This window comes from Streptomyces sp. YS-3 (assembly GCF_045257485.1).
Classification (GTDB): domain Bacteria; phylum Actinomycetota; class Actinomycetes; order Streptomycetales; family Streptomycetaceae; genus Streptomyces.
In genome coordinates, this window is the sequence record NZ_JBJHPC010000035.1 from 1 (window position 1) to 25798 (window position 25798).

Sequence of the window (25798 nt, forward strand, 5' to 3'; positions counted from 1 at the left end):
GAGGGGGAGAGCTGGTAGCGGTGCTGGAAGGTGTCGCCGTTGATGGCGAACATCTCCAGGCGTCCGTCGGCGTTGGGGCCGATCGCGAGTTCCGCGCCTCCCGGGCCGCCGAGGGGTTCCCAGTCGGACCAGGCGCCGTTGACGCCTGTCTGCCAGGCGTGGTGGACGCCGTCGGCTCCGGCGGCGAAGACCTCCAGGCGGCCGTCCGACGAACGGGCCGACACCACCCGCCCCGACTCCGCCGGATACTCCAGCGGCTTGGGGTGCGGGCCGGTACCGGGCGTACAGGGCATGTCGATGCCGCGTTCCGCCAGATACGGGAGAGGGTCGGTCCCCACGCTCGCGCTCGGGTCCGTCCACACCCGCAGATGCAGATGCGGGCCGGTGGCCTCACCCTCACTGCCCATCAGGGCGATCTGCTGACCGGCCACCACATGGTCGCCCGCCTGGACGTCCCGCTCGTACATGTGGCCGTACTCGGTGATGGTGCCGTCTGCGTGCTGGACGCGGATCCACTGGCCGTAGCCCGGCTCGTACCCGGAGATCGTCACCTCGCCGTCCCCGACGGCGTAGATCGGGGTGCCGCGGCCGTTGGCGATGTCGATACCGTTGTGTCCGGCGCTGTAGTACTGGGAGATGAAGCCGGTCGTCGGGCAGGCGGCGGCGAAGCCGGCGGCCCGGGCCGCCGGCTGGGCACGGGTCTGGGCGGCGGCCGTGGAGGGAGCCGTGACCAGCAGACCGAGCAGCAGGGCCGCGACCGTCGCGAGCCCGGGGCGCGGGGTACGCCGCGGCGACGTGGTGAGCGACACGGTGCGTCCTCCTGTCACGCCTTGCGCAGGCGGTCGATGATGCCGTCGATGTCGCGCTGCATCAGGTCGTGGCGGATGAAGTGGCCGCCGGGCACCTCATAGGACTCGTGCGGGATCCCGGCCCGGTCGAGCAGACCGCGGAACTCCCGCTGCCCGGCGAGCACCTGGGTCTCGTTGACGGTGTCGAACCAGTTGACCGGGTCGGGACTGGTACCGGCGACGAGGAAGACCCGCTTGTTGCGGTAGCTCTCGATCCGCTGGACCGGATTGTCGGCGTTCACCCGGCCCTCGTCCCACAGCGGTGCACCGTAGATGGTGCCGCCGTTCAGGTCCAGGACCGCGGCCGAGGCGTTGGCCCAGTGCACGACGAGACCACCGTCACGGCGCAGGCTGGCGGGTCCGGAGTGGGCGCTGACGGACGCGAAGTGGCCGTAGTACTTGGCGGCGTACTTGAGCGCGCCGAAGCCGCCCATGGAGAACCCGGCCACGGCCCGCCCCTCGTACTCGGCGAACGTCCGGAAGTTGGCCTCGACCCAGGGGAGCAGCTGGTCGATGTGGAAGTGCTCCCAGTTGCGGGGTCCCACGTTGGAGCTGACGGGGTTGGAGTACCAGCCGGCGTGGCCACCGTCGGGCATGACGACGATGATCGGCTTTCCGGCGGTCCACTGACGGACGCCCTCGCGGTCGAAGGTGATGAAGTCCTGGTCCGTGCCACCGCCGTGGAAGAGGTACAGGACCGGGTAGGTGCGTCCGCTCCCGTGGTAGTCGTCGGGCAGCAGCACGTTGACAGCGGGGTTCCAGCCGATCGCGTCGGTCTGGAACCGGTAGTACCACATCCTGGGGTCGCTCTCGTTGCGGTCCACGATGTGCAGTCCGAAGCCGTCGTCGGCCGCCGAGGCCGTCGTCGCCGCCGCGAGCACGCCTCCGGCGCCGAGGGCCATGGCGGCGGTGATCCCGCCGGCGGACTTGAGGATGCTCCTGCGGGTGGGGTGGTGCGCGGTCAACGGGACCTCCTGGGGGAAGCGCGGCGGCGGTCGTGGCGACCGACCGCTGTGTGACAGGCGCTTCGGAGGGTAATGACGCGCACTCCGCCCGGAGAATCCGGAACGTTACGGACTGACAGGGGCCGCGCGGGTGCGGTAGGTCGCGCCCCCGGGGAGGGCGGAGGTGCGTCAGAGGTCTTCTCCCGACAGCAGCGGTTCGAAGGACCTGTAGGCGTCGTAGTTCCTGAAGTGCCGGGTGTACACCTCGGATCCGTCGTCGAGGTCGCTCTGCCCGACCTCGCTGACGTCCACCACGTGCAGCAGTTTCCAGGAGACGGTATCGCCGAACTCGTTCTCGTAGCTCGTTTCGAGGCGCCTGCCGTGTGCGAACGCCTTCTCGCGGGCCTCGCTCTCGTCCACAGCCCGCAGCAGGACGAAGTTCTCCTGGTAGAGCGGGGCCCGGCCGTCGGCCGTGGTCGACGCCGCGCACAGCAGTACGGCGACGTAGAGGCCCCTCTCCACGGTCACCTCCGGGCTACTTCTTGAACCGGTTGTCGTTCAACAGCTTCCAGGCCGTCCTGCACGACTTCTCCCCGCAGTCCTTGATGTATCCGAGGGAGTCCCCGTAGTGCTGCCCGGGGAACACCTGCCGGATGGAGGCCTGGCGGCAGCGCGAGATGAAGTTGGTGGCGATCTCCCCGAGGTTGTCGTTGGCGGCGCACACCTCTGCCGCGGCGACCGGCGTAATCGTCGCGGCGGCAGAGGGGGAGGGGGCTCCGGTCAGCAGGGTGACCGCGAGGACGGCTGCCGCCGACACGGCCCGGCCGATGCCCCGCCGTACCCGGAGCCGCCCGCCGGCCGCTGTCAGCATCCGGCCATCTTCCCGTACGCGATCCACACTTCGCCCTTGTTGTTGAGGCTGACATCGCCACCGGTCTTGTGGAGGTAGGTGTACTTGCCCCGGTACTTCCTCAGCTCGCCGAACTGCGACTCCAGCGTCATGTACGGCGAGTCCAGCTTCCAGTCACCGGAGAACTTCGCGTACACACCGTCCGTCCCGTCCGTACCGCTCGCCCAGCACACGCGCGAGCCCGAGTACAGGACCAGATTGCCGTCGTACTGCATCTCCAGCCGGTAGCCCCCGTTGCGCAGGCACTGCCCGGGGAGCATCCGGTCGGTGAACGACGTGCCGATGCCCCGGCATTCGGCGGCCCTTGCCACCGCGCGGGCTTCGGCGGAAGCGGGGGCTGCGGACACGGGGCACGCGGACGAGGTGACGGTCGCCAGGAGACCCGCGAAGGCGAAGACGCAGGTACGGGAGAGATTCCGCATGCGGTGCCGGTGCTGCATGGGGTGCCTTTCTGTTCAGCTGCACGCTCGCTCCCCGCGATCAGACGCGGTGGCGTACGGGGAGTGATCGTAAAGCTACTTGACGTGACCGAGGGGCACCAGTCCCGTCCGTGTACTCCCTTTGGCTGATCCTGGGAGGGCATGGCACGATGCCCCCGGTCGGCCGGACCTCGACGAGGTGCCGGCGCCCGTGAACGAGGGGAGCGGACATGGCCGGGAGCAGGCCCGAGCCCTTGTCGGAGGCGGCGATCCAAGCCGCCCTGCGGCATGTGCCCGGCTGGCGCCGAGCAGGCGAGGAGATCACCCGGACCTTCGCGATCCGCTATCACGGGGGAGTCGCGCTGATCGTCCATGTCGCGGACGTGGAGCGGCTGATCGGGCATCACGCGGACATCGACCTGCGCTGGGACACGGTGCGGTTCTCCATCACCACCCGCGACGCGGGCCACCGGCTCACGGCGGCCGACTTCAACCTCGCCGCCCGCATCGACTCCATCGCCGCCGCGCACGAGGCGGAACCCCTCGACGACTGAGGAGGGGGCGGACGGGGCGCGTACGTCCTGCGCGGTGCCGGCTGTGCCCGGAGGCTGCCGCGGCCCGCGCGCCCGGGCGCGCCCCGGCCGTCACCGCCGCGTCCGCTCCTCCCCGTCGAGCGCCGCGAGCCGCTCGCGGCACCCGGCCGCCGCGATGTCCGCGCCGAGCTCCTCGTAGAGGGCGAGCGCTTCGGTGTACGCGGCCCGTGCCTCGTCGGCCTCGGGCAGTACGCCACCGAGGGCGCACAGGATGTCGGCCAGGCCCCGCCGGGAGCCGACGCGCTCGAAGGCCGCGCGGGCCTCGTCGTACGCGGCGCGGGCCCGGTCCGGGCGCCCGTCGGCGCGTTCGGTGTCACCGAGCGCGCGCAGGGTGAAGCCCAGGCCGCCGGCGTTGCCCAGTTCACGGTGGACGGCGGCGGAGCGGGCCAGCGTCTCGCGGGCCTGCGCGTACTGCCCCCGCAACCGCTGTACGTCGCCCAGCCCGCGCAGCATGTCGGCCTCCCCGCGCCGGTCGCCGATGCGACGGGACAGATCGCGGGCCCGTACGAACAGGTCGGCGGCCTCGTCGTGGCGGCCGTCGACGCGGGCCACATGGCCCAGACCCCGCAGCGCCTGCGCCTGCCCGCGTACGTCACCGATCTCCTCGTACGTCGCCAGCGCCGCCCGGTAGCCCTCGTGCGCCTCGACCCCCCGGCCCCGGTTGCGCGCGATGTCGGCCAGCCCGCGCAGCGCCTGCGCCTCGCCCCGGCGGTCGGCGAGCCCGGCGTACAGTTCACGCGCCTGACGGAAGGCGTCGGTGGCCGTCTCGTAACGGCCCTGCGAGACACTGACGTTGGCCAGGCCCCAGAGCGCGTCGGCCCGGCCCGCCCGGTCGTCCAGCTCCTCGTAGACGCGCAGCGCGCCGGTGAAGAGCTCACGGGCGTCGTCGTAGCGGCTGCGGGCCCGTTCGGTCTCGGCGAGCCCCCACAGGGCGTCCGCCCGGCCCCGCCGGTCACCGAGCGCCTCGTACAACTCGTGGGCGGCCCGGTAGTCGTCCCGCGCGCCCGCCAGATCGCCGCGGGTACGTTCCGTATCGGCCAGGCCCCGCAGGGCGTCGGCCAGACTGGGCCGGTCGTGGTCAGCCATGGCGGCGTCCCTCATGGTGGCCCAGATCCTGGCGAGTTCGGTGGTCGCGCCCAGCCCGCCCAGGACGGCGTGTGCCAGGGCGGCGAGGCGTCTGGCGTGCGGGGAGCGGCGTTCGACGGCGGCCACCGTCACGGCGATCAGATTGCCGCGCTCCGCCTCCAGCCAGGCCCGTGCGGCGGCCGGTTCGCCCGCTCCGGTGGCCAGCGCCTCCCGCGCCGCCTCGCCCCGCGTCAGCTGGTGGGTGAAGAGCCGGTCGAGGACCTCGTCCCAGCGCTCCTGCGGCTCCTGCGCCACCGCCAGGCTCCGGGCGTACGCCAGGAACAGGTCGTGGAAGCCGAAGCGTCCCCGGCCGTGGCGCTGCAACAGATGTCTCTCGGCCAGGTCGGCCATACGACGGCGGCACTCGCGCACCGTCATACCGTTCATCGTCGCGCACGCCTCCACCTCCAGTTCGGAACCCGGATGCATGGCCAGTACCCGCAACAGGGCGGCCTGCACCGGGTCCGCCGCCTCCAGCGCCTGCCATGACACCGCGAACGCCGCACCCACCCGCCGGTCGGCGTCGGGTACCTCAAGGAGCGGCGAGTCCGTCTCGCGCATGGCGAGCAGCAGCTCCTCCGGTTCCTCGAAGCGCAGCCGGGCGGCGACCGCCTGCACGGCCAGCGGCAGGAACCCGCAGGCCCGGCAGATCTCCTCCAGGGCGGGGTCCTCCGCCTCCTCCACGGCCAGCCCGGCGCTCGCCACCAGGAGCCGTACCGCTTCGTCGGCGGGCAGCACGTCGAGCGCGGTGAGCGTGATGCGGTCGGGGTCGTGCAGCGCGATCCGGCTGGTGATCAGGACGAGACTGCTGTCGTCGCCGGGAAGCAGACAGGACACCTGGTCGAGCGATGCCGCGTTGTCGAGGAGCAGCAGGCCGCGTCGGCCGTGCAGCCAGTTCCGCCACAGCGCGGCCTTGGCGTCCAGGGTCGGCGCGTCGTCACCGCGGATGCCCGCCCAGGTCAGCAGCGCCTCCATCGCGGCGTGCGCCTCCATCGGGGCCCGGTCTGGGGTGTGGCCGTACAGGTCGAGTTCGAACTGCGCGTCGGGGAAGTCGGCGGCGAGCTGGTGGGCCAGGTGCCGGGCCAGGGCGGACTTGCCGACGCCCGGCATCCCGACGATGGCGTGCACCAGCTCGGGCCGCCCCGTGAGGCTCCCGGCGACCAGCTCGGGCAGCCGGCGGCGCTCCGCGACCCGGTCCACGATCTGGCGGGGCGGCGCCTTGAGCGTGGTGAGCACCGCCCCGGCGGGACCGGGCGCGGAGGGCAACCGGGCTGATTCGGCCGGGCGTTCCGGGTCGAGGGCGCGCAACAGCGGGTCATGGCCCGTCAGTTCCCGCAGGGCATCCCGGAATCCCGTGTTCGCGAGCAGCGCCCGGACCGGAACGGCCGTCAGCCGCCGTCCCTCGTAGGGCCGGTCGCTCCACGCGACGACGCCCAGCAGGGCACCGCTCTTGTGGACCACCGCGCTGCCGGACATGCCCGACCACTGGTCCCACCCGGCCGGCCACGCGGTCGACACGTCGATGGCGTAACGGTCGCTGCGCGTGTAGGTCAGCGGGTCCAGCACCCCGCGCACCGTCTCGGTCTCCGTGCCGTCGCCCGTGCTGCGTGCCGCGGCGGCCGACATACCGGTCACGGCGACGGCGACCGGTTCGGTCCCCGTCACCTCGGCCCAGCGCGGCTCGGGAACGCCGAGCTGCTCGGCGAAGCCGCTGCCGTCGGCCCCGAGGCGCAGCAGCGCCGCGTCGAGCCCGGCGTCCCCCTGCCAGAGGACGGTGCACGGCACGGGGTCGGTGAGGCGTACCGCCCCGCGCCCTCCGACGACGGCCCTGACGGTGATGTCCGGCCGGTGCCGGCCGTCGGGGAACGTCACGCCATGGCGGGAGGTGAGCACCAGCGCGGGCGCGAGCAGCCGCCCGGACGAGAACTCCCTGCGCCCCTCGGTGTCCACCGGGCCCGCCGTGACCGCCACGAGCCCCGGGTGCAACTGCGCCCCGTCGTGGGGGACATCCGCAGGTGAAGCCGTCATCGCCGGTCGGAGACCGCGGCGGGATCCCCGGTCAGGGTGTCGCGCACATCGAGCTTGAGGCGCAGCCGGTGGGTCGTGCCCTGGGACACCTTCGCGTCGGCGCCGAGTTTGACCACACCGAGGCGCACGCCCCCCGAGCCCCCGGCGTCCTTGCGTACCTCGACGAGGAACTCCATCTCCACCTCGGTGATACGGAATTGAAGCCGGGCGTCCTTGCCGTACTCCTGCGCCTGAGCCAACTGTGCACGCAGCTGCTCGATCGCCTCGGTGATCTCGTTGCCGTCCGTCGTCATCCCGCGCCCCCGTCGTTAATGATCACTGCCAACCGCATCCAGCTGAGCCTATGCTGGGTGTGCGGCGGGAAGAAGGAGAAGGAGCTTCGGGGGTCGTGTGCACGTATCAGCGCAGCCGCGTCCGGCCGAGGTGATCGTGCCGGCTTCGTGGGTGCCGGGCCCGCCCGAGCAGTTGCCCGGGCCCGCCGAGTGGTTGCAGTTCAAGTACCGGCCGGGATTCTGGCACCTGAGGGCCGAGCGGCAGCCCGGCATAGAACACTCCGGTAGCGGACCGGCCCCCATGTTCACCACACGGTCGCTGCCGCCCGACAAGCGCTACCCGCTCGCCGCACTCGACCACACCTTGGTCAACGTCGACGCCTCCGAGGTGTGCGTCAGGGCCCCCGCCTCGACCGGGCGGGGGCCCACTCCGACCATGTGCGCACGGAGTGGGCTCGCACGCGCTGACCGGAACACCCTGCGGAGAGCAGAGCTCTCCGGTACGTCACATCATCTGGCGCCCGGCCGCGTCCCCGCCCGGGTCGTCGGCCAGGACGATGGCCGTCCTGACGCGCTTGCCGACGGGTTCCCGGTGCACCTCGAAGCTGCGGCACACCGCCATGACGATCTCCAGCCCGTGCTGGCCCACCCGGGTAGGGTCCGGCGGCAGAATCAGGGGGAGCGTCGTGCTGCTGTCCCAGACGGTCACTTCCACAGCCCCCTGGCTGATTTCCAGTGTCAGCAGACAGGGCCCCGGCGCGTACTTACGGGCGTTGGTCACCAGCTCGCTCACCACCAGCTGGACCATCCCCATGGCCCGCTTGGACACCGGCAGCCCGTGCACGGTCTGCACCTCCACCAGGAAGTCCCTGGCCATGGCGCGGGCAACCGCGATGTCCTCGCTGCTCTCGAACGCGGCCGACACCGATATCGAACGTTCCACCAAGGGCTGCAAGCTCGTGCCCTGTCCAGCTAGGTCCATCCGGTCAGCCTCGCGTCCTGAAGTCGATCCCAGTACTCACGCCGATACCCCCGAAACACCATCGCAATCCGGCTACTTTTACCTCACCGATCGTCACTCGAAGTAACCGAGGTGAGGGTGCGATCAAGGGCGGGCCGGCCGTGGCAGATATGCGGTGGCCACCACGGAGACGGTCACCTCGTCGGGGCATCGGACCCCGTTTCCCGGGTAAGGGCGCACAACACGGCGGAGCAGGGCGAAGGAGGATGCGGTGGGAGCGCTGGTTGCTGGGGGCTGGGGCCTTCTCGCGGGGAGCGCGCTGCTGGTCGGCGCGGCGGCGGGCACACTCTTCCGGGTGCCCGCCCGGTGGGTCGCTCTGGTGATGGCCTTCGGCAGCGGCGTATTGATCTCGGCGGTCTCCTACGACCTGATCGAGGAGGCGGACAAGCAGGGCGGCCTCGCGCCGACGGCCCTCGGAGCGCTGGCCGGCGCGGGTGTGTACTCGCTGGCCAACGTGGCGCTCGCCGCACGCGGCGCCCGCCACCGCAAGCGGTCGGGCTCCCAGCAGCCTTCCGAAAGCGAACAGCCCGGCTCGGGTGGCGCCATCGCCCTGGGCGCGCTCCTGGACGGCGTGCCCGAGTCGGTGGTCATCGGCACCAGCCTGCTGGGCGGGGGAAGCGTGGGGACGGCCACGGTCGTAGCGGTCTTCCTCAGCAATCTCCCCGAGGGGATGGCGAGCGCGGCGGGGATGAAGCAGGCGGGACGCGGACGCGGTTACGTCTTCGGGCTGTGGGCGGCGATCGCGTTGATCTCGGGACTGGCCTCGCTGGCCGGCTACACCCTCCTGGGCGGTGCTTCCGACAACGTGATGGCGATGATCACCGCGGTGGCCGCGGGCGCCATTCTGGCGATGATCGCGGACACGATGATCCCCGAGGCATTCGAAGACGCCCACCTGCTGGCCGGCCTCACCACGGTCCTGGGGTTCCTCGCCGCCTTCACGATCTCGCGGTCGTGACATCACACCGACCGGCGGGGGACACCGGCCGCCCTCCGTCGGTGATGCCGCGCCCCACCCGGTGGGCAGCCGCTCCCCTCGGTCCTACGAGGTCTGCACGATCTGGATGAGGTTGCCGCAGGTGTCGTCCAGCACCGCCGCGGTGACCGTGTCCATCTCCACCGGCTCCTGAGTGAAGCGCACCCCCAGCCCACCCAGCCGCTCGAACTCCGCTCGTACGTCATCCACCGCGAAGGAGGCGGCCGGGATGCTGTCCCGGACCAGCGCCGTCTTGTACGGCCGCACCGCGGGGTGGTCCGAGGGTTCGAGCAGCAGTTCCGTGCCGCCGGGCTCCTCCGGCGAGACCACGGTCAGCCATCGCGCCGGACCCAGCGGGATGTCGTGCTTCTTCACGAAACCCAGCATGTCGGTGTAGAAGCGCAGAGCGCGCTCCTGGTCGTCGACGAAGACGCTGGTGAGGTGGATCTTCATGGTGCTCTCCGGCGAGATGCTCAAGAAGCAAGACGGTCGGCAGACCGGTGGACACATCAAGCTAGGGGGCTGATCCGCCAGGCTGGAGAAGGCGCGCCCGGGTGGGCGGCAACACCTTGCGGCGACTGGGCGAGAGCGCTACCGAGAGTTGACCCGCAGGCTGCTCTTCGCCAGTTCGTAGGCCGGGAGCATGCCCTTGTGCTCGTCGGTGTCCAGACCTCCCAGGTGGAGGACCACCGCGCCGCTCGGCGTCGTGACGGCGAGGGCGTGCCCCTGCTTGGACTCCTCCAGGAGCTCGCTGTACGTCTCGTAGACCACCTCGGCGGCGGGCAGCGAGCCCGCCTTGATGTCCGTGTACGTCGCCTTCCGCGCGTTCTTCTCGGTGGCGACGAAGGCAGTCAGGGCGGCACGCGGGGTACCGCCCCTGAGGCTGCTGGTCCAGGCGCGCAGGAAACCGATGTTCCCGGCGGGCTTGGCGTCGATCTCGCAGGCCAGGGTGAACGGACCCTGCTTGGCGAGGGCGTCCAGCGCCGTGCCGTCCAGCTTGAACGGCTTCGCCTTCCACTGGTCGGCGGTGGCGAAGACCACGGGCAGCGGACATGCCGACCCGGCGGCCCCAACAGTGCCGTGAGCCTTGGCCGCTGGGGCACCGGAGGCCGCGGAGGGTGTCTGGGTGGGCCCCGTGGAACGCGCCTTCGGGTCGTCCGAGGACTCCTTCTCCCCGGCACACCCCGTCAGCAGTGCTGCCGCCAGTGCGGTCACCACCGCACCGCGTATCACATGCCGCACGACAAGTCCTTTGCTGCGCATCGGTCGGAACAGCCGAACGGCCGCCCAGGGGAGATTAGTCGACCCCTGCCGTGACCACCGCGCCGGGCCGGACCGGGGAGCACCCCCGGCCGGGGCGATCGAGCGCCCTCGGCCGGAGCGCCGGGTTCTCGGCCTGCCCCTTCAGGACAGGATCTCGACGTACCCGTCCGTTCCGTGCACCCGGATCCGCTGCCCGTCGCGGATCAGTCGGGTCGCCCCCTCCACGCCCACGACGGCCGGCAATCCGTACTCCCGGGCGATGACCGCGCCATGGGTCATCAGACCGCCGACCTCCGTCACCAGAGCGGTGATTCCGACGAACAGCGGCGACCAACTCGGGTCCGTGTGGGCCGTGACCAGGATGTCGCCCGCTTCGAGATCGGCCCGGGCCATGTCGAGGATGACGCGGGCCCGTCCCTCGACGGTGCCGGCGGAGACCGGGAGGCCTGCCAGGGCGCCGTCCGGTACGTCGTCGCGCCGGTACGCCCCGTTGAGCGTCTCGCCGTCCGAGGTGAGTACCCGCGGCGGCGTCAGCGCGCGGTACGACTCGTACGCCTCCTTGCGCTGCCGGACGACCTGGGCGTCCACCTGGTTCGAGCGTACGGCGTCGTGGAACTCCTGGAACGTGAGGTAGGAGACGTCCTCCTGGTCGGAGAGTACGTCGGCCTGCACGAGGCGCTCGGCTTCCGCCATCAGGGCCTGCTTGTAGAGGAAGTAGCGGCTGATGATGCCGTACTTGGGATACTCGCGGTACCCGATGAAGGTACGGACGCGGTCGATCATCCGCTTGGTCTCGTCGGCCTTCCGGTCGCCGTCCGGCAGGGCCCGCAGGCGCGACAGCACGTCCTGTTCCTTCTTCAGCGCCTTCTGCCGTCCCTGCTCGAAGCGGCGCGCGGCGGCGCCCGGCTCGGAGTTGCGTACGTGGTCCAGGATGACGGGCACGAGCGTGGTGGGGCGCTCGCGCCAACGCGGCCTGGTGATGTCGATCTCGCCGACGCAGCGCATGCCGTACCGGTCGAGGTAGTCCTCGATCGCGTCACGCGCCTCGCTTCCGCCCGGGAGCTTCGCCAGCTCGTCGAGGAAGTCCTCGTCCTCGACGCCCTGGAGGAACGCCACCACCTCCGGCCGCGGGCGGATCACATCAGCGACGTCCAGCAGCGCGAGCCCCATCTCCGAGGTGATGTTGCCCGGGGCGGACAGCGTGAGCGTGTCCGCCGCGTTCTTCTCGCCCAGCCACTCCCGCAGGTTGTCGTTGAGCCACCAGGTGGCCTCCATCCCCGCCATGATCACCTGCATGCTCAACCGGTCACTCAGGATCCGCTTGTGCTCCTCGAAGGCCTCCAGCAGGAAGTCGAACAGTGCCGGTCCTGTCCTGGTCCGGATGTCGCGTCCCAGGGCGTCGACGGACGCCCGGTTGCGCTGGATCAGTTCGGTGACGAGGGCCGGATCGGTCTCGATCGGGGCGGGCGCGCCGCCGGGAGGCGGCCCGGCAGGCTGCCCGGCGGGATCCGTGTCGGGGAGTGAGGGGATGAAGTCGTCGCGGTCGAGTACGGTCTCCAGCGCGTCCCGGACCAGCGGATCGCCCCTGCCGATGAGGTCCAGGAGGGCGGTGCGGCTCGCGGGTGACGCCAGGCGGGCGGCGACGTCGACGAACAGCCGGCCACCGGCCTGCCGCATCGGCGCCATGGCCGTCAGCTGCCACACCGAGAGCCCCAGGGGCTTCATGGGGTCGGTCATCATCTGCTGATGACCGACGGAGAGGTAGACGTGACTGTCCTGGTCGTCGGCCTCGGGGATGGGAAACAGGGTCGTGATCGGGCGGCTCTGAACGATCTGGAAGCCGTCGTCGACCAGGCACCATTCGATGTCCTGCGGGCAACCGAAGTGCGTCTCGATCCGCCGCCCCAGCTGTACGAGGCGGACGACCTGCTCATCCGTCAGGGACGGCTGCGCCTGCCGCTCGGCATCTACGGCCACTTCCCGCGTACCGCCGGCGGGCAGGGCGTGCACTTCCCGCTGCTTGGCGGCGATCGTCCTGGCGATGACCTCGCCGCCTCGCACCTTGAAGACATCCGGGTTCACCAGACCGGAGACCAGGGCCTCACCGAGGCCGAAGCCGGCGTCGACCGTGGCGACCTTGCGGTTGCCGGTGACGGGGTCGGCCGTGAACAGGATGCCGGCCGCGTCCGGGAACACCATCCGCTGCACCACCACCGCCATATGGACCGCGCGGTGGTCGATGCCGTTGCGTCGGCGGTAGGTGACGGCCCGCTCGGTGAACAGCGAGGCCCAGCACCGGCTGATGTGCTGGAGGATCGCGGCCGGTCCCATGACGTTCAAGTACGTGTCCTGCTGACCGGCGAAGGAGGCCGTCGGCAGGTCCTCGGCCGTACCGCTGGACCGGACGGCGTACGCGGCCTGCTCGCCGAACCGGGCGAGCGCGCCGGTGATCTCCGCCGCGATGTCGGCCGGGACGGTGACGCCCTCGATGGTCCGGCGGATCTCCGCGCTGAGCGTCCGGGTCGTCTCCCGGTCGTCCGGGCTCACGCGGGACAGCCGGTCGAGCCGGCCCGTGAGCGATGGCGCTTCCGTCATGATCCGCCGGAAGGCGTCCGTCGTCACGCAGAAGCCGCCCGGCACCCGGACGCCCTCGATCCTCGACAGGCCGCCCAGCTGGGCTCCCTTGCCGCCGACGATCGCGCCCTGCGTCTCATCGGCCGCCTGAAGATCCCATACGTACTGCTCGTTCATCGCGATACCTTCCCGGCAGCCGTGCCGCGTCGCCCTGCAAGCGTCGATCCAACCACCGGCGCTTGCGAATCTGCCGTATTCCTCGTCAGGCACGTCCTCGGTTCGGGCGGCCCTTTCACGGACCGTCCTGCCGGTCCCACTCCTGGTTCGACGTCACCGCGTCCCCCGGTCGTCGACAACAACACACGCACGTCGTGCCCTCAATTCCGCAGGTTGTGGCCTCGGCCGACGATTGTGCGCCCTGCCCGGGGCCTTGCGGCAAGCCCCCCGTTGCGCTATATCTTGATAGTGGCAAGGAGAAGTATTTCTCCTTGCCTTTGTTTTTTCCGCGTACGCGGGCCTGGGATCAGCCCAGTTGGAGGATGTTCAACGTGCGTTCGGCCATGCGCTGTTCTCCCAGCGCGTTGGGGTGGACGGGCACCACGTTCTGTCCGAACAGCAACGGCTCGATCCAGCGCGTCCCGACGGCCTTGCAGGCGTCGTGCCCCTCGGACACCTGGGAGAAGTCCACATAGGTGGCTCCGGTCTCCTGGGCCGCCCGCCTCACGGCGTCGTTCAGATGCTGCTGGATGTCGCGCAGATACGGCACGTCCCCGGCGGCGATCGGGAGTTTCACGAAGCAGGACGGGTCGGCGGTGGCCGGCATGATCCAGGGGTAGCCCAGAGCCGCCACACGGGCCCCCGGTGACTTGGCGCGGATGTTCTGCAACCCCTTCTTGAGCGCGGGGTAGGTGTTCGCGTCGATCTGGTCCTGGAAGGAGGTGCCGTTCTTGTCCTTGCAGGGGCTGCCCTTCCCGCCGCTGAGGATGCCCGCCGTGCCGCAGGCCGTCACTGCGTTGATGAAGGTGTTGTTGTCGTTGCCGCCCATCGTGAAGGTCACCAGGTCGGTGTCGGCGCTCAGCGCGTCCAACTGGGGTGCCACGCCCGGGTACTGGGACGCGGTGAAGTCCTTGGTCTGGGCCGCGCCGCAGGTCACGTCCTTGAGATGGGCGCCGGTCCGGGAGGCGAGGACGTGCGGGTAGTTCACGGTGGAGCGCAGGCACAGCAGATTGCTCAGATCGACGGGCAGGACACCCGAGCCGGCGCTGTAGCTGTCACCGAGGGCGACATAGTTCAGCGGGGAGGCGGCGCGGGCGGTGGTACCGGTCAAACCGGCCACCAGGACACCTGCCACGATTGATGCGGGCATGACAGAGCGGAGTTTGGGCATGTGCTCTCTCTTCTCAGGAGCGGTGCAGGGTGGGGGGAGGCCGCGTCGGACACGGCCGGGCTTCGAGAGAAAGAAGGATTACCGCCGGGTACTACCGCTAGGTAATCTGAGCCATCGTCGGCTCGGGGTCAACAATGTTGACAGCGGTTTCTGAACCGGGCGTTGAGTGCCGTAACGCCTCAGGGCCCCTGTTGCCAGGGGCCCTGTTTGAGTAACGCGTCATTCGGAGCCCGCTTGATCCGGGTCCGGTATGGACGGAGGGTGAGCAGCCGGCGCCCGCTGTCGGTTCAGGCAGCGGTCGGGGCGTGGGGGCAGGGTGTCAGGGAGGTGGTGGCAGGCATGCGCATGCGGAGCAGGAGGTCGCGGGTGATGCCCGAGCCCGATGTGCTGTGCCACGCGATATCCGGGTTGCGCGCTCGCAGGTGTGAAAGCGCCCGGGTGTCCAGACCGGTGTTGTCGAAAGGCTCGTTGATCGCGACGGCGGTGATGACTCCCTGGGCGCAGGGGGAGCAGATCCGGTAGCGGACCTGGCCGACGACCTGGCGGACATGGACCAGGAGCAGGCATTCCTCGCCGGAGTCCGCGGTGCCCGGGATGTTCGTGGACAGGAAATCGATCGCACTGTAGGCGAGGATCCGGCGCTGCAGCCGGGCGGTGAGCCGACTGGGGCGCGCGTGCTTGGCACCGGCCGAACTGGACGGCGATGAGCGGGCCGTTATGGCCGGACCGAACAGAGTGCTCGTGGGACGCGCGTGTCGCTGCATGGAGTCCGTGTGCCCCCACCTCACGGTCGTACCCCTCCGGGACGCGAACTCGTACCGCCCCGAGGCCTCGTGGCGATGGATGGCGAAGCAGGTGGCGAGGGGCCGCCCGGCTCGAACCGCTAGAACAGCCAGCGTCGCAGGACCACCCGCAGGGAGCGGCGGGTCACCCACGCGCTGGTCAGCCCGACAGCGGCCCCGGCGGCCACGTCGCTGGGATAGTGGGCGCCGCTCTGCACCCGCTCGACCGCCACCAGTGCGGCGGGCACCGCGCACGCCGCGCCCACGGCCGGCCACCGGTGGGTGACCGCGGCGGTGAACGCCACCGCGGCGGCGGTGTGGCCGGACGGGAAGGACGAGGAGTCGGGGCGGTCGTCGACCTCGTCGTGGGGGAACCAGTCCTTGGGAGGACGGGGCCGCCCCGCCACCTGCTTGCACAGGCCGTTCGACACGAGTTGGGCCAGCGTCAGGGCGGTCAGGCCGGCGACCGCCGCCCGGCGGCCCCGCCAGCCGCCCAGCGACGCCATCGCCACGGCCGCGCCGCACCACAGTTTCGTACTTTCCGCGGTCTCCTCCACCGCCGAGAGCACCATGCCGATGCGGGGAGGAATGCCGGAAGCCGTCTTCTTGGTCAGCGATCGCTCAGCGTCGCGCAACCCCACGAAATCCTTCATGAACGACAGATATCCCGAGGTCACCGACGTACACCCAAGATCGCCGGTTGTGGGTCACACATCGCCCATGCGGCGGCGGTCCTCCTCGTCCCAGGTCCGGGTGTCGCGGGGCTCGGTGTACGGCTCCGCGTCCGGCGGCAGGCCGCCGGCGATGGCCCGCTGGCGCGCGGTCTCGGCGTCGAACTCCAGCCCGAGCAGGATGGCCAGGTTGGTGATCCACAGCCACAGAAGGAAGACGATGACGCCGGCCATGGTGCCGTAGGTCTTGTTGTAGCTGGCGAAGTTGGCGACGTAGAACGCGAAGCCCGCGGAGGCGATCATCCAGATGACCAGGGCGAGGAAACTGCCCGGCGTGATCCACTTGAGCCCCCTCACCTTGGCGTTCGGGGTCGCCCAGTACAGGATCGCGATCATGATCGTGACGAGGAGAACGAGAACGGGCCATTTGGCGATCGACCACGCCGTCAGCGCGGAGTCCCCGACACCCAGTGCCGTGCCCGCCTGGTGGGCCAGGGCGCCGGTGAACACGACGATCAGCGCACTGGCGACGGCCAGCAGCATCAGGATGATCGTCACCCCGACCCGGATCGGGAGGATCTTCCACACCGGGCGGCCCTCGGGCATGTCGTAGACGGCGTTCGCCGCGCGGATGAAGGCGGCCACGTAGCCGGAGGCCGACCACACCGCCAGCACGATGCCGACCACCGCCATCACGGAGCCGACGCCGGCGTTGCCCTGCAACTGCTCCACGGCGTGCGTGATGATGTCCCTGGCCGAGCCCGGGGCGAACTTCTTGATGTTCTCCAGCACCGAGTCTGTCGCCGACTTGCCGGTGATGCCCAGCAGCGACACGAGGACCAGCAGAGCCGGGAACAGCGACAGCACGCCGTAGTACGTCAGGGCCGCGGCGCGGTCGGTCAGCTCGTCGTCCTTGAACTCCCGCAGCGCCCCTTTGAGCACGGCACCCCAGGCCCGTTTGGGCAGTTTCGTCGGCGTGTCCGGCTCGCGCCGTTCCACCTCCGGTCCGGGCCCGGCCTCCTCGGGCGTGAGCCTGTCGTGTTCTCGAGCCTCGTCGCCGCCGTGGCGCGCTTTCCGCCCTGGAAGATGGAGCTTCGTCATGGGCCCCGGGTACCCCTGGGGGCCGCGCTCATGTCAGGGGCGCCCCAGCCGGCTGACCTCAGGCGTCGAGGGCCTCGCGGACGGTGGGGTAACAGTCGATGATCTTGTCGAGTCCGACGAGTTGCAGCGTGCGCAGTACGGATCCGCCGGCGCCTGCCAGACGCAGCCGGCCGTTCGCGTCGCAGAGCGCGGCGCGCGCGGCGATGAGCACGTTGATGCCGCTGGAGTCCATGAACGTCACCCCGCTGAGATCCACCACCATCCTGGGGACGGCCGTGTCCTCGGGGAGGCTGAGGGCTTGCCGGAGATGCCTGCCGGTGTGGTAGTCGATTTCTCCCCGTACGGTGACGACCTCGACGCCGCCCACGGTCGCGGAAGTGATCGCCAAGCCGTCCGGCTCCGGTGTTTCCTTCTTGTCGGTCACGCTTGCCTCCACAACGCTCGGTGACTCGGCCGGCGGCTGCCTCGGCCTGGATCCTACGGGGACCTCCCCGGCAGGGAAGCTGTGCCGCCCGGGACCACAGGTGTACAAAGAGCGGTCGGGGGTACGCGCGGGCATATGAACGGGGGACGGACGTGGTGGGGGTGGAGTCGGTCCCTCTCGATGGGGAGGGTCCCATAGTGCGGCATCCCGAGCCCTGGCAGGTGTCGGCGGCGCTGGACGGCGACGGCGCCTGTATCGCCGAGGCCCGCCACTTCGCGGCGGACTTCCTCACCCGGCTCCGGAGCGAGCACGGCATAGCCGTCTCCGCGCGCGCGATGGACCTCACGCAGCTCGTGGTCAGCGAACTGGTCACCAACGCCCGCAAGTACGCCCCCGGCCCGGTCCTCCTCGATCTGCGGGTCACCGGCACGGTGGTGGAAGTGGTGGTCTGGGACAGCGATCCGGTGCTGCCGGTGGCCCGGGCCGCCGACGCCGGCCGGGTGGGCCAGCACGGGCTGGAGATCGTCATGGCGGTGGCCCAGGGCTTCGAGGCACGCCGGGAGCCGGTCGGCAAACGCATCACCGCTCGGGTGGCGCTCCTGGACGAACCGGACGGCGACGAGTCCGGTCCGCGCCCCGGCTGACCCCTCCGGGCTCGGCCCTCGCATGTGAGGCGAGGGGCCCACGGAACATCAGACAGTGTCGGGAAGCGGGGCTTCGTCGGGTCGTCCCTGTGGCGTAGAGGCGGTGTCGTGGGGTGGGCGGCGGGTGCGCTCCGCCCACGCGGCCACCGGCGGGCCCGCGGCTCCCAGGGTCGCGAAGAACGCGCCGAGCAGCAGCCAGCCCCCGTGGCCCAGTCCGAGGACCGCCGTCGTGAGGACCACCGGGGCCAAAGCCTGCCCGGCGTCGAAGCCCATGCCGAAAAGTCCCTGGTACTGGCCCTGGGCGTGGTCGGGGGCGAGACCGAAGCCGAGCGCGTAACCGCCCGAGGACTCCCATACCTCCCCGAGACTGTGCACACAGACCGCGAGGACGGCGAGACCCGGCGCGATCCAGACCGGGACGTCCGCGGTCAGAGCCATCATGGGGCAGCTGACCAAGAAGAACAGCCCCGCGAGACGGAACGCCCGGCCGCCCTGGCGCGGTGTCTCCACCCGGGAGCCGATCCTGCTCTGGAGCAGCACGCACACACCGCTGTTGACCGCGTAGACCGCCGCCACCGTCCAGCGGGGCGCGTCGGTGTGGGCTGAGAGCCAGATCGGCAGCAGGAGGGAAACGGTCTGGTACTGCAGTCCCATCGCCCCGTAGAGCACCACGAAGGACACATACGGCCGGTCGGACAGGACGGCCCCGCGGTGGTGCTCCGTCGGCCTGGGCAGCGGCCGGTAGTTGGGCACACCGGCCAGGGCGATCAGGCCGGCGCCGGCGAAGCTGGCGGCATTGGCGAGGATGAGCGCGGTGTACGCCGCGCGCGTGTCGACCGAGACGGCGAAGGCGGCACCGAGGGTGCCCAGGACCACGCCCAGGTTGACGAACGTGCGGAGCCTCGCCCTGAAGGCGGCGGGGCGTTCACCGCCCGCACGGGCGATGAGCGCACCGCCCGCCGCGCCGCTCGCCGTCGCTGCCAGCCGGTCCAGGGAGGCGATGAGCGTGAACGTCAGCCATCCGTGGATGAAGACGAAGGCGGCCATCGTCACGGCCTGCATCGCGAGCGCCGTCAGCCAGACCGTGCGCGGTCCGTACCGGTCGGCCAGGTTCCCCGCCGGGATGCCGGCGAGCAGCCCCACGAGGCCGGCGATCGTGAGACCGGCACCGACCCGTGCGGCGGGCAGGTGGACCACCAGCGTGAAGTAGAGCACCGCGGCGGTGTTGAACAGCCCGTTGCCGACCCGGCTGACGAAGCTGGCGACGATGAGGGCACGCTGCGGGCCGGTCGTCGGCAGGCGGGATATCCGTGGCCCGGCGCTCTTTTCGATCATGCGGCCGAGGCTAGCAGCGCCCCTCTGCGGGGCCTCCGTGCCGGTCAGGACCGCCGATGGAGCCCCGCCGGACCGCCGACGGGGCTCCTTTCAGGACACCTGGCCCGGCCGGGGATCAGGTGCAGGCGCTGCCGTTGAGTGCGAAGCCGGTGGGGGAGGGATTCGTGCCGGTGTGTGTCCCCTGGACTCCGAAGCTCGCCGTCGTACCGGGGGCGATCGTCCGGTTCCAGTCGGCGTTGCGGGCGCTCACGGTGGTGCCGTTCTGGGTGACGGTGGCGTTCCAGGCGCTCGTGACCCGCTGGCCGCCCGGATACGTCCAGGTCAGCTGCCACCCGTCCACGGGGGCCGAGCTCGTGTTCTTGACGGTGAGCGTCGCCGTGAAGCCATTGCTCCACACGTTGTCGACCTTGTACGCCACCGAGCAGGCCGCGGTCGGCGGTTCACCCGTCGAGGCTCCCTCGGCGGCGTAGGCGGCCAGCCAGGCCAGCGGGGCGTTCCAGTTGACCGCCACCTCGTTGGTCGAGTACGAGCCGATGTCGTCGATGTAGCAGGCGGCCGGTGCGCAGCCCGGCAGTTTCGCCTGTGCCACCGGGTCCTGGAGCGCGCTGTCCGGACCGCCCGCGAGCGAACCCGCCGGAGGGTGGGGGAGCGAGGCGTCCAACTGGTGTGCCCAGAAGCGGTGGTGCTGGTTCTGCGAGGACGTCTCACCGTAGCCGGATACGTAGGACTGGCCGAGGGCGTTGCGGCCGAGGAGATAGTCCATCGCCTCCAGCGCGCCGGTGCGGTAGCGCGCGTCGCCCGTCAGCTCACCGGCGACGGCCAGGACGATCGCGTTGTCGGCGACCTCGCTGTTCGAGCCCCAGAAGTACCCGTCCGCCGGGACCGGCACCGCATAGCCCTGGGCAGCCATCCTGGACAGATGGGTGTCGGCCGCCGCGGTCACCGAGGAACGCACCCGGGCCAGATCCGCGGCGGGCAGCCCGTTGGGCACCGTGGCCAGGGTGAGCCGGCCGAGCGCGGCCGTGTCCGCCCAGCCGAAGCCGTACGGGGAGAAGGCACTGGCCGAGGTGTGCCAGGAGGACGACGTGACCGCGTCCCGGAAGGCGCTCTCCCCGGTCGTCGCGTACAGCTCGGCCGCCGCCCAGTAGAACTCGTCGCTGACCTGCGCATCGCCGTAGGCGCCACCGCCCGTGCTGTCCGAATCCGGCGCGAACAGGGCGGGGTTGGCCTGGGCCGCGCTCCAGGCACGGCGGGCGGCTGAGAGGCAGCGGTCGGCGAATGCGGCATCGTAGGGCCGGAAGACCCGGGCGCACTGCGCGGCCGAGGCGGCCAGGTTGAGCGTCGCCGCCGTGGAGGGCCGGTGCAGCTCACGGGGCTGGGGGTCCTGGTCGGGACGCATCGGCATCCCGGTCCAGGCCGCGTCATGGACCTTGTGGAACGCCATCCCCGCGTACGGCCTGCCCGCGGGCACCTGCATCCGCATCAGGAAGTCGAGCTCCCAGCGTGCCTCGTCCAGGACGTCCGGCATGCCGTTGCCGCGCTCGGGGACGCGCAGGGTCGAGTCACCCAGCGCCGCGTCCCGGCCCGCCCGCTTGGCCCGCTCAAAGGAATTGACGACCAGCCAGGTGGAGATACCGCCGTTCACCACGTACTTGCCCTGGTCGCCCGCGTCGTACCAGCCGCCCCTGACGTCCTGGGTGTAGTCGCACACCCCCGCCTGGCAGGGGACGGAGACATCGCCCTTGTTGGGTGCGACGCCCAGGTGTCCGGCCGGGCGCGCGTAGGCGGAGCCCACCAGGGAGGCGTCTATGGCGACGCCGCTGCGCTGGTGGTAGAAGAAGGCCATCGAGTCGGAGCGCAGCCCGTCGTAGAGGTTGGCGCGGACGTCGAAGGGCACGCTGCTGTTGCCGTCCACCGACAGGACGTATCCCGAGCCCGTCCCTTGGTACGAGGAGAAGTCGGCCACCTGGACGGACTGCCCAGAGGGGGTGTCCGCGCCGCGCGGAACGGTCGCACCGGAGGCGACCACCGTCCCGGACGCGTTGCGCAGTTGCCAGGTGAGCGCCTGGGTCGCGGTGGTGACGACGGTGGCGCGCTTGGGCCCGTCCGGCAAGTAGCCGACCTGGTTGACGCGTACGGCTGTCGTGGCGGTCGTGGAGGCCGACGCGGTGGGTGTGGCGAGGGTGCCGCCGACGAGGAGGCAGCCGGTCAGCAGGGCGGCGGCGATGGTTCTGGGCCGGGCGGACGGCGGGGTGGGGGGCATGAGCGGCTCCTTGGGGTCAGCGGATGGAGTGGGTCCGAGTCCAGCGAATCGTCAGCGCCGTGCCGCCAAGGACCACCGGTCCGGTCTCTTGTTTCCCGTCGGCCGCCGCGGAGGACGAAGGATTGGGGGAGCGCTCCCACTCGTCGAAGTATCGAACATCGGTCGATGGATCGGAGATTTGAGGCGGACAGTATTAAGGCAAGGGGCAGTCGTCAACAGGTGAGGACGTATACGAGAGTTAAGGAGCCAAGGCGAAGGGGTTCCCGAAAATCTGGCCGTATCCGCCCTTGCCCGCCCCGAGTAACTCTGGGGCGGGCAAGGGCGGATACGGCCCGGGTGCCGCGCGACGACCGGACGAACATGGCGCCACCGGCTGCGGCCGGTGTCACGGCGCCTTGTCGGGCTCAGACGGCACAGGCGCATCCGGCGGCTGCCTTGGCTTCGGTGGCCGTCCGGGCCGGGTCGACGGCCTGCTCGTCGGGAGTGCAGCACGCGGTGGTGCCGCAGCAGGCGTCCGGGGCGCTGCCGGCCCTCTCCCGGGTGTCGGCGTCGGCCTTGACGACGTAGACCTCCCACGGCTCCTTGCCGGGACCGGTGACCCACACCTTGTCCTGCACGGCGTAGCAGCACGAGGTGTCGTTCTCCTCGAAGGTCGCCAGGCCCGCGTCCTTGAGCCGCCCGGTGGCCGCGGTGACGTCGTCGGTGGACATGACCTCCACGCCGAGGTGGTCCAGACGGGTGTCCTCGCCCCCCTCGCCCTCAAGGAGGACGAGCTTGAGCGGGGGCTCGGTGATGGCGAAGTTGGCGTACCCCTCGCGGCGCTTGGCCGGCTCCGCCCCGAAGAGCTTGGAGTAGAAGGCGATCGAGGCTTCGAGGTCGGCAACGCGCAGGGCGAGCTGAACACGGGACATGGCGGTCTCCCAACCGTGAGAACGGCTTGTATCGACGACTGTCGATATAGGCGACCTTGCCACCGGATTAGATCGCTGTCAACATAGAGACATGTCGAAACAGGCTGGTCTTCCGCTGCTCGCTCAGGACGGGGAGGCGTGCTGCGCCCCGATGGTCCACGAGCCGCTGGGAGAGGAGGCCGCGGCCGATCTGTCGCGGATGTTCAAGGCGCTGTCGGACCCGATCCGGCTGCGGCTGCTCTCGCTGATCGCCTCCCACGAGGGCGGCGAAGCGTGCGTGTGCGACCTCATCGGCCCGTTCGACGTGTCCCAGCCGACGATCTCCCATCATCTGAAGGTGCTCCGGGGGGCCGGCCTGGTCGGCTCCGAGCGGCGTGGGACCTGGGTGTACTACTGGGTGCTGCCCGAGGCCCTGGCGAAGCTGTCCGCCCTGCTCCAGATCCCCGTCGCCGCGACGGTGCCGGCGTGAGCGCGCCCGCGCCGCTGGTGCGGCGGACGGCCGTCGAAGGGCTCGGCACGGCCGCGCTGGTCGCGGTGGTGGTCGGCTCCGGCATCCAGGCCACCGCGCTGACCCACGACATCGGGCTGCAGCTCCTGGCCAACTCCCTCGCCACCGTCTTCGGCCTCGGTGTGCTGATCGCCCTGCTCGGCCCCGTGTCGGGAGCACACTTCAACCCGGCGGTCACCCTCGCCGCCTGGTTCACCGGCCGCCGCACCGGCGACACCACGACCACCCTGCGCGACGTCCTCGCGTACGTACCCGCTCAGATCGCCGGGGCGATCACCGGCGCGGTGCTGGCCGACGCCATGTTCGCCAAGCCGCTGGTGCACTTCGCCACCCACGACCGGTCCGCCGGACATCTGTGGCTGAGCGAGGTCGTGGCCACCGCCGGGCTGGTCTGGCTCATCTTCGGCCTGGCCCGCGCGGGCCGCGCGCACCTGGCGCCGCTGCTGGTCGCCTCCTACATCGGGGCGGCGTACTGGTTCACCTCCTCGACCAGCTTCGCCAACCCGGCCGTGACGATCGGCCGGGCGTTCACCGACACCTTCGCCGGAATCGCCCCCGCGTCCGTGCTGCCCTTCGTTGCCGCCCAGCTGGTGGGCGCCGCCACCGGGCTCGGGCTGGTCGCGCTCTGCTTCGGCCGTCCGGCCTCCGCGAGCGAGGACGAGGTCGTCGTCCCGCACGGCAGGCAGCAGGCCTGCGCCCCCACCCTCTCCGCCTCCGCCGAAGAAAGCGCACTGACCTGATGAGCACCTCCGCCGTTCCCTCCGTGCTGTTCGTCTGCGTGCACAACGCCGGACGGTCCCAGATGGCCGCCGCCTTCCTCACCCATCTCGGCGCGGACCGGGTCCAGGTCCGCTCCGCCGGATCCGCGCCCGCCGACGCGGTGAACCCGGCCGTGCTGGAGGCCATGAAGGAGGTCGGCATCGGCCTCTCGGCCCAGACCCCCAAGATCCTCACCACCGAGGCGGTGCGGGCCTCGGACGTGGTGATCACCATGGGCTGCGGCGACGCCTGCCCGTACTTCCCCGGCAAGCGGTACCTGGACTGGAAGCTCGACGACCCGGCCGGCCAGGGCGTCGCGGCGGTCCGCCCGATCCGCGACGAGATCGAGCGGCGCGTCCGTGGCCTGCTGACCGAACTGGGTATCGAGCCGACGGCGTGAAGCCGACCGGAACCGGCATGAGCATCGCCGCGCTACGGCCGGAACACGCTGAGCAGGTGTTGGCGATCTACCAGCTCGGTGTCGACGAGGGCAATGCGACCTTCGAGACCACGGCGCCGACGTGGGAGGTGTTCGACGCGGTGAAGCTGCCCGCCCACCGCCTGGTCGCTCTCGACGGAGACCGGGTCCTGGGCTGGGCGGCCGTGGTTCCGGTCTCCGACCGCTGCGCGTACGCGGGCGTCGTCGAGCATTCCGTCTACGTCCACCCCGAAGCGCGGGGTCGCGGTGTGGGCATGACCCTGCTGACCGGGCTGCTGGCCTCCACCGACGCCGCCGGGATCTGGACCGTGCAGTCCGGCATCTTCCCGGAGAACACCGCGAGCCTTTCCCTGCACCGGCGGGCGGGGTTCCGCGTCGTCGGCACGCGCGAGCGCATCGGCCGACACCACGGCACATGGCGCGACGTCGTCCTCGTCGAGCGCCGCAGCCCCACGGTCATCTGATCCGCCGGAGCGCCCCCGCTCTGTTTCGATCCTCGACCGGACTCCCGGGGCTCATGGACGCCCGGAGCCGGCTTGGGGGCGGCCGAAGAGGAGGTCGTAGCCGGTGGGCAACTGGAGCAGGATCTGGTGCATGAGTTCGTCGCCGGCCGCGTCGGCGGCGGTGCTGAGGACGGCGCTGACGTCCCAGGTGGCGGTCGTCTCGGTGGCCCCCTCGATCCAGGCTGCCGTGGCCCGTACGAACCGTTCCGGCGAGAGCGGTTCGGCGCTCTGCAGCGGGTTGAGGAGGATCAGGGCGAACGCCTCCGGCAGACACGCGGCCAGCTCGGCGCGGACCCGGCCGACCAGGTGGGCGCCGAGAAGGGCGAGAACGACACGGGCCGCCCGCTCGGCTTCCTGGACGTTCTTGTACTCGCCGCGTTCCTTCACCTGGTCGAGGAACGCTTCCCTTCGTAGAGACACGTCGGCCACCGCCTCTCTGGGCTGAGGAGGACTGAGGGGAGCGCAGGACGGGTGGAGGGGGGAGATCAAGTCCCGTCCTGCGCTGCTGTTCGGCTCCCAGCGCCGGGTTCAGCCGGAGATCTCCTTGCGGGAGGAGTCCCCGCTGATGGTGATCTTGCGGGGCTTGGCGCGTTCGGCGATCGGGATGCGCAGGGTGAGCACCCCGGCCTCGTAGTCGGCCTTGATGCGTTCGGTGTCGAGGGTGTCGGCCAGCACGAGCTGACGGGAGAAGACGCCCAGGGGCCGTTCCGACAGCTCCATCTGCACGTTCTCGGCCTTCGCGACGGGCCGCCGCTCGGCCTTGACGGTCAGCATGTTCCGCTCGACGTCGATGTCGATCGCCTCCGGGCTGACGCCCGGAAGGTCGAAGGCCACCACGTACTCGTCGCCCTCGCGGTAGGCGTCCATCGCCATCGCGGACGGCCGGGTCCAGGTGCCGGTACCGGTCCCGGTCAGCTGCTGGGCGAGGCGGTCCAGCTCACGGAAGGGGTCGGTGCGCATCAACATCGTGAAACACCTCCAGAAGGTTCGGGTCGTACCCGCCAATGCGCTTCAACACCACCGTTGTAGCATGTCATCCAATCGATGACAAACATGTCGTCGTCGAAAGGATGACGGCGGCGCGGGGAAGGTCGGAGG

28 protein-coding genes are annotated in these 25798 nt (G+C 70.8%); 7 read left to right on the forward strand and 21 right to left on the reverse strand.

Features of this window, described 5'->3' with window-relative positions:
- The 5 genes from ACJA3G_RS05670 to ACJA3G_RS05690 all read right to left on the reverse strand — a co-directional run.
- A partial coding sequence (locus ACJA3G_RS05670) for a peptidoglycan DD-metalloendopeptidase family protein (protein WP_406551762.1) occupies positions 1-809 on the reverse strand: 809 nt, incomplete at its 3' end.
- A gap of 14 nt (positions 810-823) precedes the next feature.
- On the reverse strand, positions 824-1750 hold the full coding sequence (locus ACJA3G_RS05675; protein ID WP_406551787.1) for an alpha/beta hydrolase: 927 nt from the start codon (positions 1748-1750) through the stop codon (positions 824-826).
- 231 nt (positions 1751-1981) lie between these two features.
- Positions 1982-2320, reverse strand: a complete 339-nt coding sequence (locus tag ACJA3G_RS05680; protein WP_406551763.1) for a DUF4288 domain-containing protein — start codon at positions 2318-2320, stop codon at positions 1982-1984.
- A 7-nt stretch (positions 2321-2327) separates the two neighbouring features.
- Complete coding sequence (locus ACJA3G_RS05685; RefSeq protein ID WP_406551764.1) at positions 2328-2663, reverse strand: hypothetical protein; 336 nt, start codon at positions 2661-2663, stop codon at positions 2328-2330.
- Positions 2657-3124 carry a hypothetical protein gene (locus ACJA3G_RS05690; RefSeq protein ID WP_406551765.1) on the reverse strand — a complete coding sequence of 156 codons (468 nt, stop codon included), beginning with the start codon at positions 3122-3124 and terminating at the stop codon, positions 2657-2659. Before ACJA3G_RS05690 ends, ACJA3G_RS05685 begins: the two co-directional genes overlap by 7 nt.
- Before the next feature lie 227 nt (positions 3125-3351).
- Here ACJA3G_RS05690 and ACJA3G_RS05695 point away from each other — a divergent pair, with 227 nt between their 5' ends.
- A complete protein-coding gene (locus ACJA3G_RS05695; protein WP_406551766.1) occupies positions 3352-3675 on the forward strand; it encodes a 4a-hydroxytetrahydrobiopterin dehydratase in 324 nt (107 codons plus the stop codon).
- Between the two features lie 90 nt (positions 3676-3765).
- Here ACJA3G_RS05695 and ACJA3G_RS05700 read toward each other — a convergent pair whose 3' ends face one another.
- The 3 genes from ACJA3G_RS05700 to ACJA3G_RS05710 form a co-directional block, all read right to left on the reverse strand.
- Positions 3766-6867 carry a tetratricopeptide repeat protein gene (locus ACJA3G_RS05700; protein WP_406551767.1) on the reverse strand — a complete coding sequence of 1034 codons (3102 nt, stop codon included), beginning with the start codon at positions 6865-6867 and terminating at the stop codon, positions 3766-3768.
- Positions 6864-7160, reverse strand: a complete 297-nt coding sequence (locus tag ACJA3G_RS05705) for a trypco2 family protein (protein ID WP_406551768.1) — start codon at positions 7158-7160, stop codon at positions 6864-6866. The genes ACJA3G_RS05700 and ACJA3G_RS05705 overlap by 4 nt, the downstream gene beginning before the upstream one ends.
- A gap of 484 nt (positions 7161-7644) precedes the next feature.
- Positions 7645-8121, reverse strand: a complete 477-nt coding sequence (locus ACJA3G_RS05710; protein WP_406551769.1) for an ATP-binding protein — start codon at positions 8119-8121, stop codon at positions 7645-7647.
- Positions 8122-8371: 250 nt separating this feature from the next.
- Here ACJA3G_RS05710 and ACJA3G_RS05715 point away from each other — a divergent pair, with 250 nt between their 5' ends.
- Positions 8372-9118 carry a ZIP family metal transporter gene (locus ACJA3G_RS05715; RefSeq protein ID WP_406551770.1) on the forward strand — a complete coding sequence of 249 codons (747 nt, stop codon included), beginning with the start codon at positions 8372-8374 and terminating at the stop codon, positions 9116-9118.
- 84 nt (positions 9119-9202) lie between these two features.
- Here the strand turns inward: ACJA3G_RS05715 and ACJA3G_RS05720 are convergent, their stop codons facing one another.
- The 8 genes from ACJA3G_RS05720 to ACJA3G_RS05755 form a co-directional block, all read right to left on the reverse strand.
- Positions 9203-9589, reverse strand: coding sequence for a VOC family protein (locus ACJA3G_RS05720; protein WP_406551788.1), 387 nt, complete (start codon positions 9587-9589; stop codon positions 9203-9205).
- A 138-nt stretch (positions 9590-9727) separates the two neighbouring features.
- The gene (locus ACJA3G_RS05725; RefSeq protein ID WP_406551771.1) at positions 9728-10378 is read right to left on the reverse strand and encodes a lipoprotein; all 651 of its coding nucleotides are present in this window, start codon (positions 10376-10378) and stop codon (positions 9728-9730) included.
- Between the two features lie 162 nt (positions 10379-10540).
- A complete protein-coding gene (rph, locus tag ACJA3G_RS05730) occupies positions 10541-13150 on the reverse strand; it encodes a rifamycin-inactivating phosphotransferase (RefSeq protein WP_406551772.1) in 2610 nt (869 codons plus the stop codon).
- 346 nt (positions 13151-13496) lie between these two features.
- Positions 13497-14360: an SGNH/GDSL hydrolase family protein gene (locus ACJA3G_RS05735; protein WP_406551773.1), complete on the reverse strand. Its 864-nt coding sequence runs from the start codon at positions 14358-14360 to the stop codon at positions 13497-13499.
- A gap of 287 nt (positions 14361-14647) precedes the next feature.
- Positions 14648-15124, reverse strand: a complete 477-nt coding sequence (locus ACJA3G_RS05740; RefSeq protein WP_406551774.1) for a hypothetical protein — start codon at positions 15122-15124, stop codon at positions 14648-14650.
- A gap of 119 nt (positions 15125-15243) precedes the next feature.
- Positions 15244-15783 carry a phosphatase PAP2 family protein gene (locus ACJA3G_RS05745; protein ID WP_406551789.1) on the reverse strand — a complete coding sequence of 180 codons (540 nt, stop codon included), beginning with the start codon at positions 15781-15783 and terminating at the stop codon, positions 15244-15246.
- A gap of 66 nt (positions 15784-15849) precedes the next feature.
- Positions 15850-16914, reverse strand: a complete 1065-nt coding sequence (locus ACJA3G_RS05750) for a YihY/virulence factor BrkB family protein (RefSeq protein WP_406551775.1) — start codon at positions 16912-16914, stop codon at positions 15850-15852.
- A gap of 58 nt (positions 16915-16972) precedes the next feature.
- A complete protein-coding gene (locus ACJA3G_RS05755; protein ID WP_406551776.1) occupies positions 16973-17338 on the reverse strand; it encodes an STAS domain-containing protein in 366 nt (121 codons plus the stop codon).
- Positions 17339-17535: 197 nt separating this feature from the next.
- Here ACJA3G_RS05755 and ACJA3G_RS05760 point away from each other — a divergent pair, with 197 nt between their 5' ends.
- The gene (locus ACJA3G_RS05760; RefSeq protein WP_406551777.1) at positions 17536-17982 is read left to right on the forward strand and encodes an ATP-binding protein; all 447 of its coding nucleotides are present in this window, start codon (positions 17536-17538) and stop codon (positions 17980-17982) included.
- A 48-nt stretch (positions 17983-18030) separates the two neighbouring features.
- On the opposite strand, the gene ACJA3G_RS05765 is transcribed toward ACJA3G_RS05760, so the two are convergent.
- The 3 genes from ACJA3G_RS05765 to ACJA3G_RS05775 all read right to left on the reverse strand — a co-directional run bounded on the left by ACJA3G_RS05765 (position 18031) and on the right by ACJA3G_RS05775 (position 22491).
- Positions 18031-19317 (reverse strand): MFS transporter, encoded by a 1287-nt coding sequence (locus ACJA3G_RS05765; RefSeq protein ID WP_406551778.1) that lies wholly within the window; start codon positions 19315-19317, stop codon positions 18031-18033.
- Positions 19318-19432: 115 nt separating this feature from the next.
- Positions 19433-21580 carry a glycoside hydrolase family 9 protein gene (locus tag ACJA3G_RS05770; RefSeq protein ID WP_406551779.1) on the reverse strand — a complete coding sequence of 716 codons (2148 nt, stop codon included), beginning with the start codon at positions 21578-21580 and terminating at the stop codon, positions 19433-19435.
- 404 nt (positions 21581-21984) lie between these two features.
- Positions 21985-22491 carry an ArsI/CadI family heavy metal resistance metalloenzyme gene (locus ACJA3G_RS05775; RefSeq protein WP_406551780.1) on the reverse strand — a complete coding sequence of 169 codons (507 nt, stop codon included), beginning with the start codon at positions 22489-22491 and terminating at the stop codon, positions 21985-21987.
- Positions 22492-22582: 91 nt separating this feature from the next.
- On the opposite strand from ACJA3G_RS05775, the gene ACJA3G_RS05780 reads away from it, so the two are divergent.
- From ACJA3G_RS05780 to ACJA3G_RS05795, 4 genes are read left to right on the forward strand one after another with little or no spacing between them, the layout of a single operon-like run.
- Positions 22583-22960, forward strand: a complete 378-nt coding sequence (locus tag ACJA3G_RS05780; RefSeq protein WP_406551781.1) for an ArsR/SmtB family transcription factor — start codon at positions 22583-22585, stop codon at positions 22958-22960.
- A complete protein-coding gene (locus ACJA3G_RS05785; RefSeq protein WP_406551782.1) occupies positions 22957-23739 on the forward strand; it encodes an aquaporin in 783 nt (260 codons plus the stop codon). The genes ACJA3G_RS05780 and ACJA3G_RS05785 overlap by 4 nt, the downstream gene beginning before the upstream one ends.
- Positions 23739-24158 (forward strand): arsenate reductase ArsC, encoded by a 420-nt coding sequence (locus tag ACJA3G_RS05790; RefSeq protein WP_406551783.1) that lies wholly within the window; start codon positions 23739-23741, stop codon positions 24156-24158. Before ACJA3G_RS05785 ends, ACJA3G_RS05790 begins: the two co-directional genes overlap by 1 nt.
- Before the next feature lie 17 nt (positions 24159-24175).
- Positions 24176-24661 carry a GNAT family N-acetyltransferase gene (locus ACJA3G_RS05795; RefSeq protein WP_406551784.1) on the forward strand — a complete coding sequence of 162 codons (486 nt, stop codon included), beginning with the start codon at positions 24176-24178 and terminating at the stop codon, positions 24659-24661.
- Positions 24662-24712: 51 nt separating this feature from the next.
- On the opposite strand, the gene ACJA3G_RS05800 is transcribed toward ACJA3G_RS05795, so the two are convergent.
- Both ACJA3G_RS05800 and ACJA3G_RS05805 read right to left on the reverse strand, forming a co-directional pair.
- Positions 24713-25120: a DUF2267 domain-containing protein gene (locus ACJA3G_RS05800; RefSeq protein WP_406551785.1), complete on the reverse strand. Its 408-nt coding sequence runs from the start codon at positions 25118-25120 to the stop codon at positions 24713-24715.
- A gap of 108 nt (positions 25121-25228) precedes the next feature.
- Positions 25229-25666, reverse strand: a complete 438-nt coding sequence (locus ACJA3G_RS05805; RefSeq protein ID WP_406551786.1) for an Hsp20/alpha crystallin family protein — start codon at positions 25664-25666, stop codon at positions 25229-25231.
- Positions 25667-25798: the final 132 nt, after the last annotated feature.

What these genes read in the sequence shown, in the direction of transcription:
- ACJA3G_RS05740 (WP_406551774.1), bottom strand. Translation starts at nt 15,124, where the DNA reads ATGCAGCGACACGCGCGTCCCACGAGCACTCTGTTCGGTCCGGCCATA.
- ACJA3G_RS05805 (WP_406551786.1), bottom strand. Translation starts at nt 25,666, where the DNA reads ATGTTGATGCGCACCGACCCCTTCCGTGAGCTGGACCGCCTCGCCCAG.
- ACJA3G_RS05795 (WP_406551784.1), top strand. Translation starts at nt 24,176, where the DNA reads ATGAGCATCGCCGCGCTACGGCCGGAACACGCTGAGCAGGTGTTGGCG.
- ACJA3G_RS05720 (WP_406551788.1), bottom strand. Translation starts at nt 9,589, where the DNA reads ATGAAGATCCACCTCACCAGCGTCTTCGTCGACGACCAGGAGCGCGCT.
- ACJA3G_RS05765 (WP_406551778.1), bottom strand. Translation starts at nt 19,317, where the DNA reads ATGATCGAAAAGAGCGCCGGGCCACGGATATCCCGCCTGCCGACGACC.
- ACJA3G_RS05710 (WP_406551769.1), bottom strand. Translation starts at nt 8,121, where the DNA reads ATGGACCTAGCTGGACAGGGCACGAGCTTGCAGCCCTTGGTGGAACGT.
- ACJA3G_RS05695 (WP_406551766.1), top strand. Translation starts at nt 3,352, where the DNA reads ATGGCCGGGAGCAGGCCCGAGCCCTTGTCGGAGGCGGCGATCCAAGCC.
- ACJA3G_RS05705 (WP_406551768.1), bottom strand. Translation starts at nt 7,160, where the DNA reads ATGACGACGGACGGCAACGAGATCACCGAGGCGATCGAGCAGCTGCGT.
- ACJA3G_RS05775 (WP_406551780.1), bottom strand. Translation starts at nt 22,491, where the DNA reads ATGTCCCGTGTTCAGCTCGCCCTGCGCGTTGCCGACCTCGAAGCCTCG.
- rph (WP_406551772.1), bottom strand. Translation starts at nt 13,150, where the DNA reads ATGAACGAGCAGTACGTATGGGATCTTCAGGCGGCCGATGAGACGCAG.
- ACJA3G_RS05735 (WP_406551773.1), bottom strand. Translation starts at nt 14,360, where the DNA reads ATGCCCAAACTCCGCTCTGTCATGCCCGCATCAATCGTGGCAGGTGTC.
- ACJA3G_RS05700 (WP_406551767.1), bottom strand. Translation starts at nt 6,867, where the DNA reads ATGACGGCTTCACCTGCGGATGTCCCCCACGACGGGGCGCAGTTGCAC.
- ACJA3G_RS05675 (WP_406551787.1), bottom strand. Translation starts at nt 1,750, where the DNA reads ATGGCCCTCGGCGCCGGAGGCGTGCTCGCGGCGGCGACGACGGCCTCG.
- ACJA3G_RS05790 (WP_406551783.1), top strand. Translation starts at nt 23,739, where the DNA reads ATGAGCACCTCCGCCGTTCCCTCCGTGCTGTTCGTCTGCGTGCACAAC.
- ACJA3G_RS05770 (WP_406551779.1), bottom strand. Translation starts at nt 21,580, where the DNA reads ATGCCCCCCACCCCGCCGTCCGCCCGGCCCAGAACCATCGCCGCCGCC.
- ACJA3G_RS05780 (WP_406551781.1), top strand. Translation starts at nt 22,583, where the DNA reads ATGTCGAAACAGGCTGGTCTTCCGCTGCTCGCTCAGGACGGGGAGGCG.
- ACJA3G_RS05690 (WP_406551765.1), bottom strand. Translation starts at nt 3,124, where the DNA reads ATGCGGAATCTCTCCCGTACCTGCGTCTTCGCCTTCGCGGGTCTCCTG.
- ACJA3G_RS05750 (WP_406551775.1), bottom strand. Translation starts at nt 16,914, where the DNA reads ATGACGAAGCTCCATCTTCCAGGGCGGAAAGCGCGCCACGGCGGCGAC.
- ACJA3G_RS05685 (WP_406551764.1), bottom strand. Translation starts at nt 2,663, where the DNA reads ATGCTGACAGCGGCCGGCGGGCGGCTCCGGGTACGGCGGGGCATCGGC.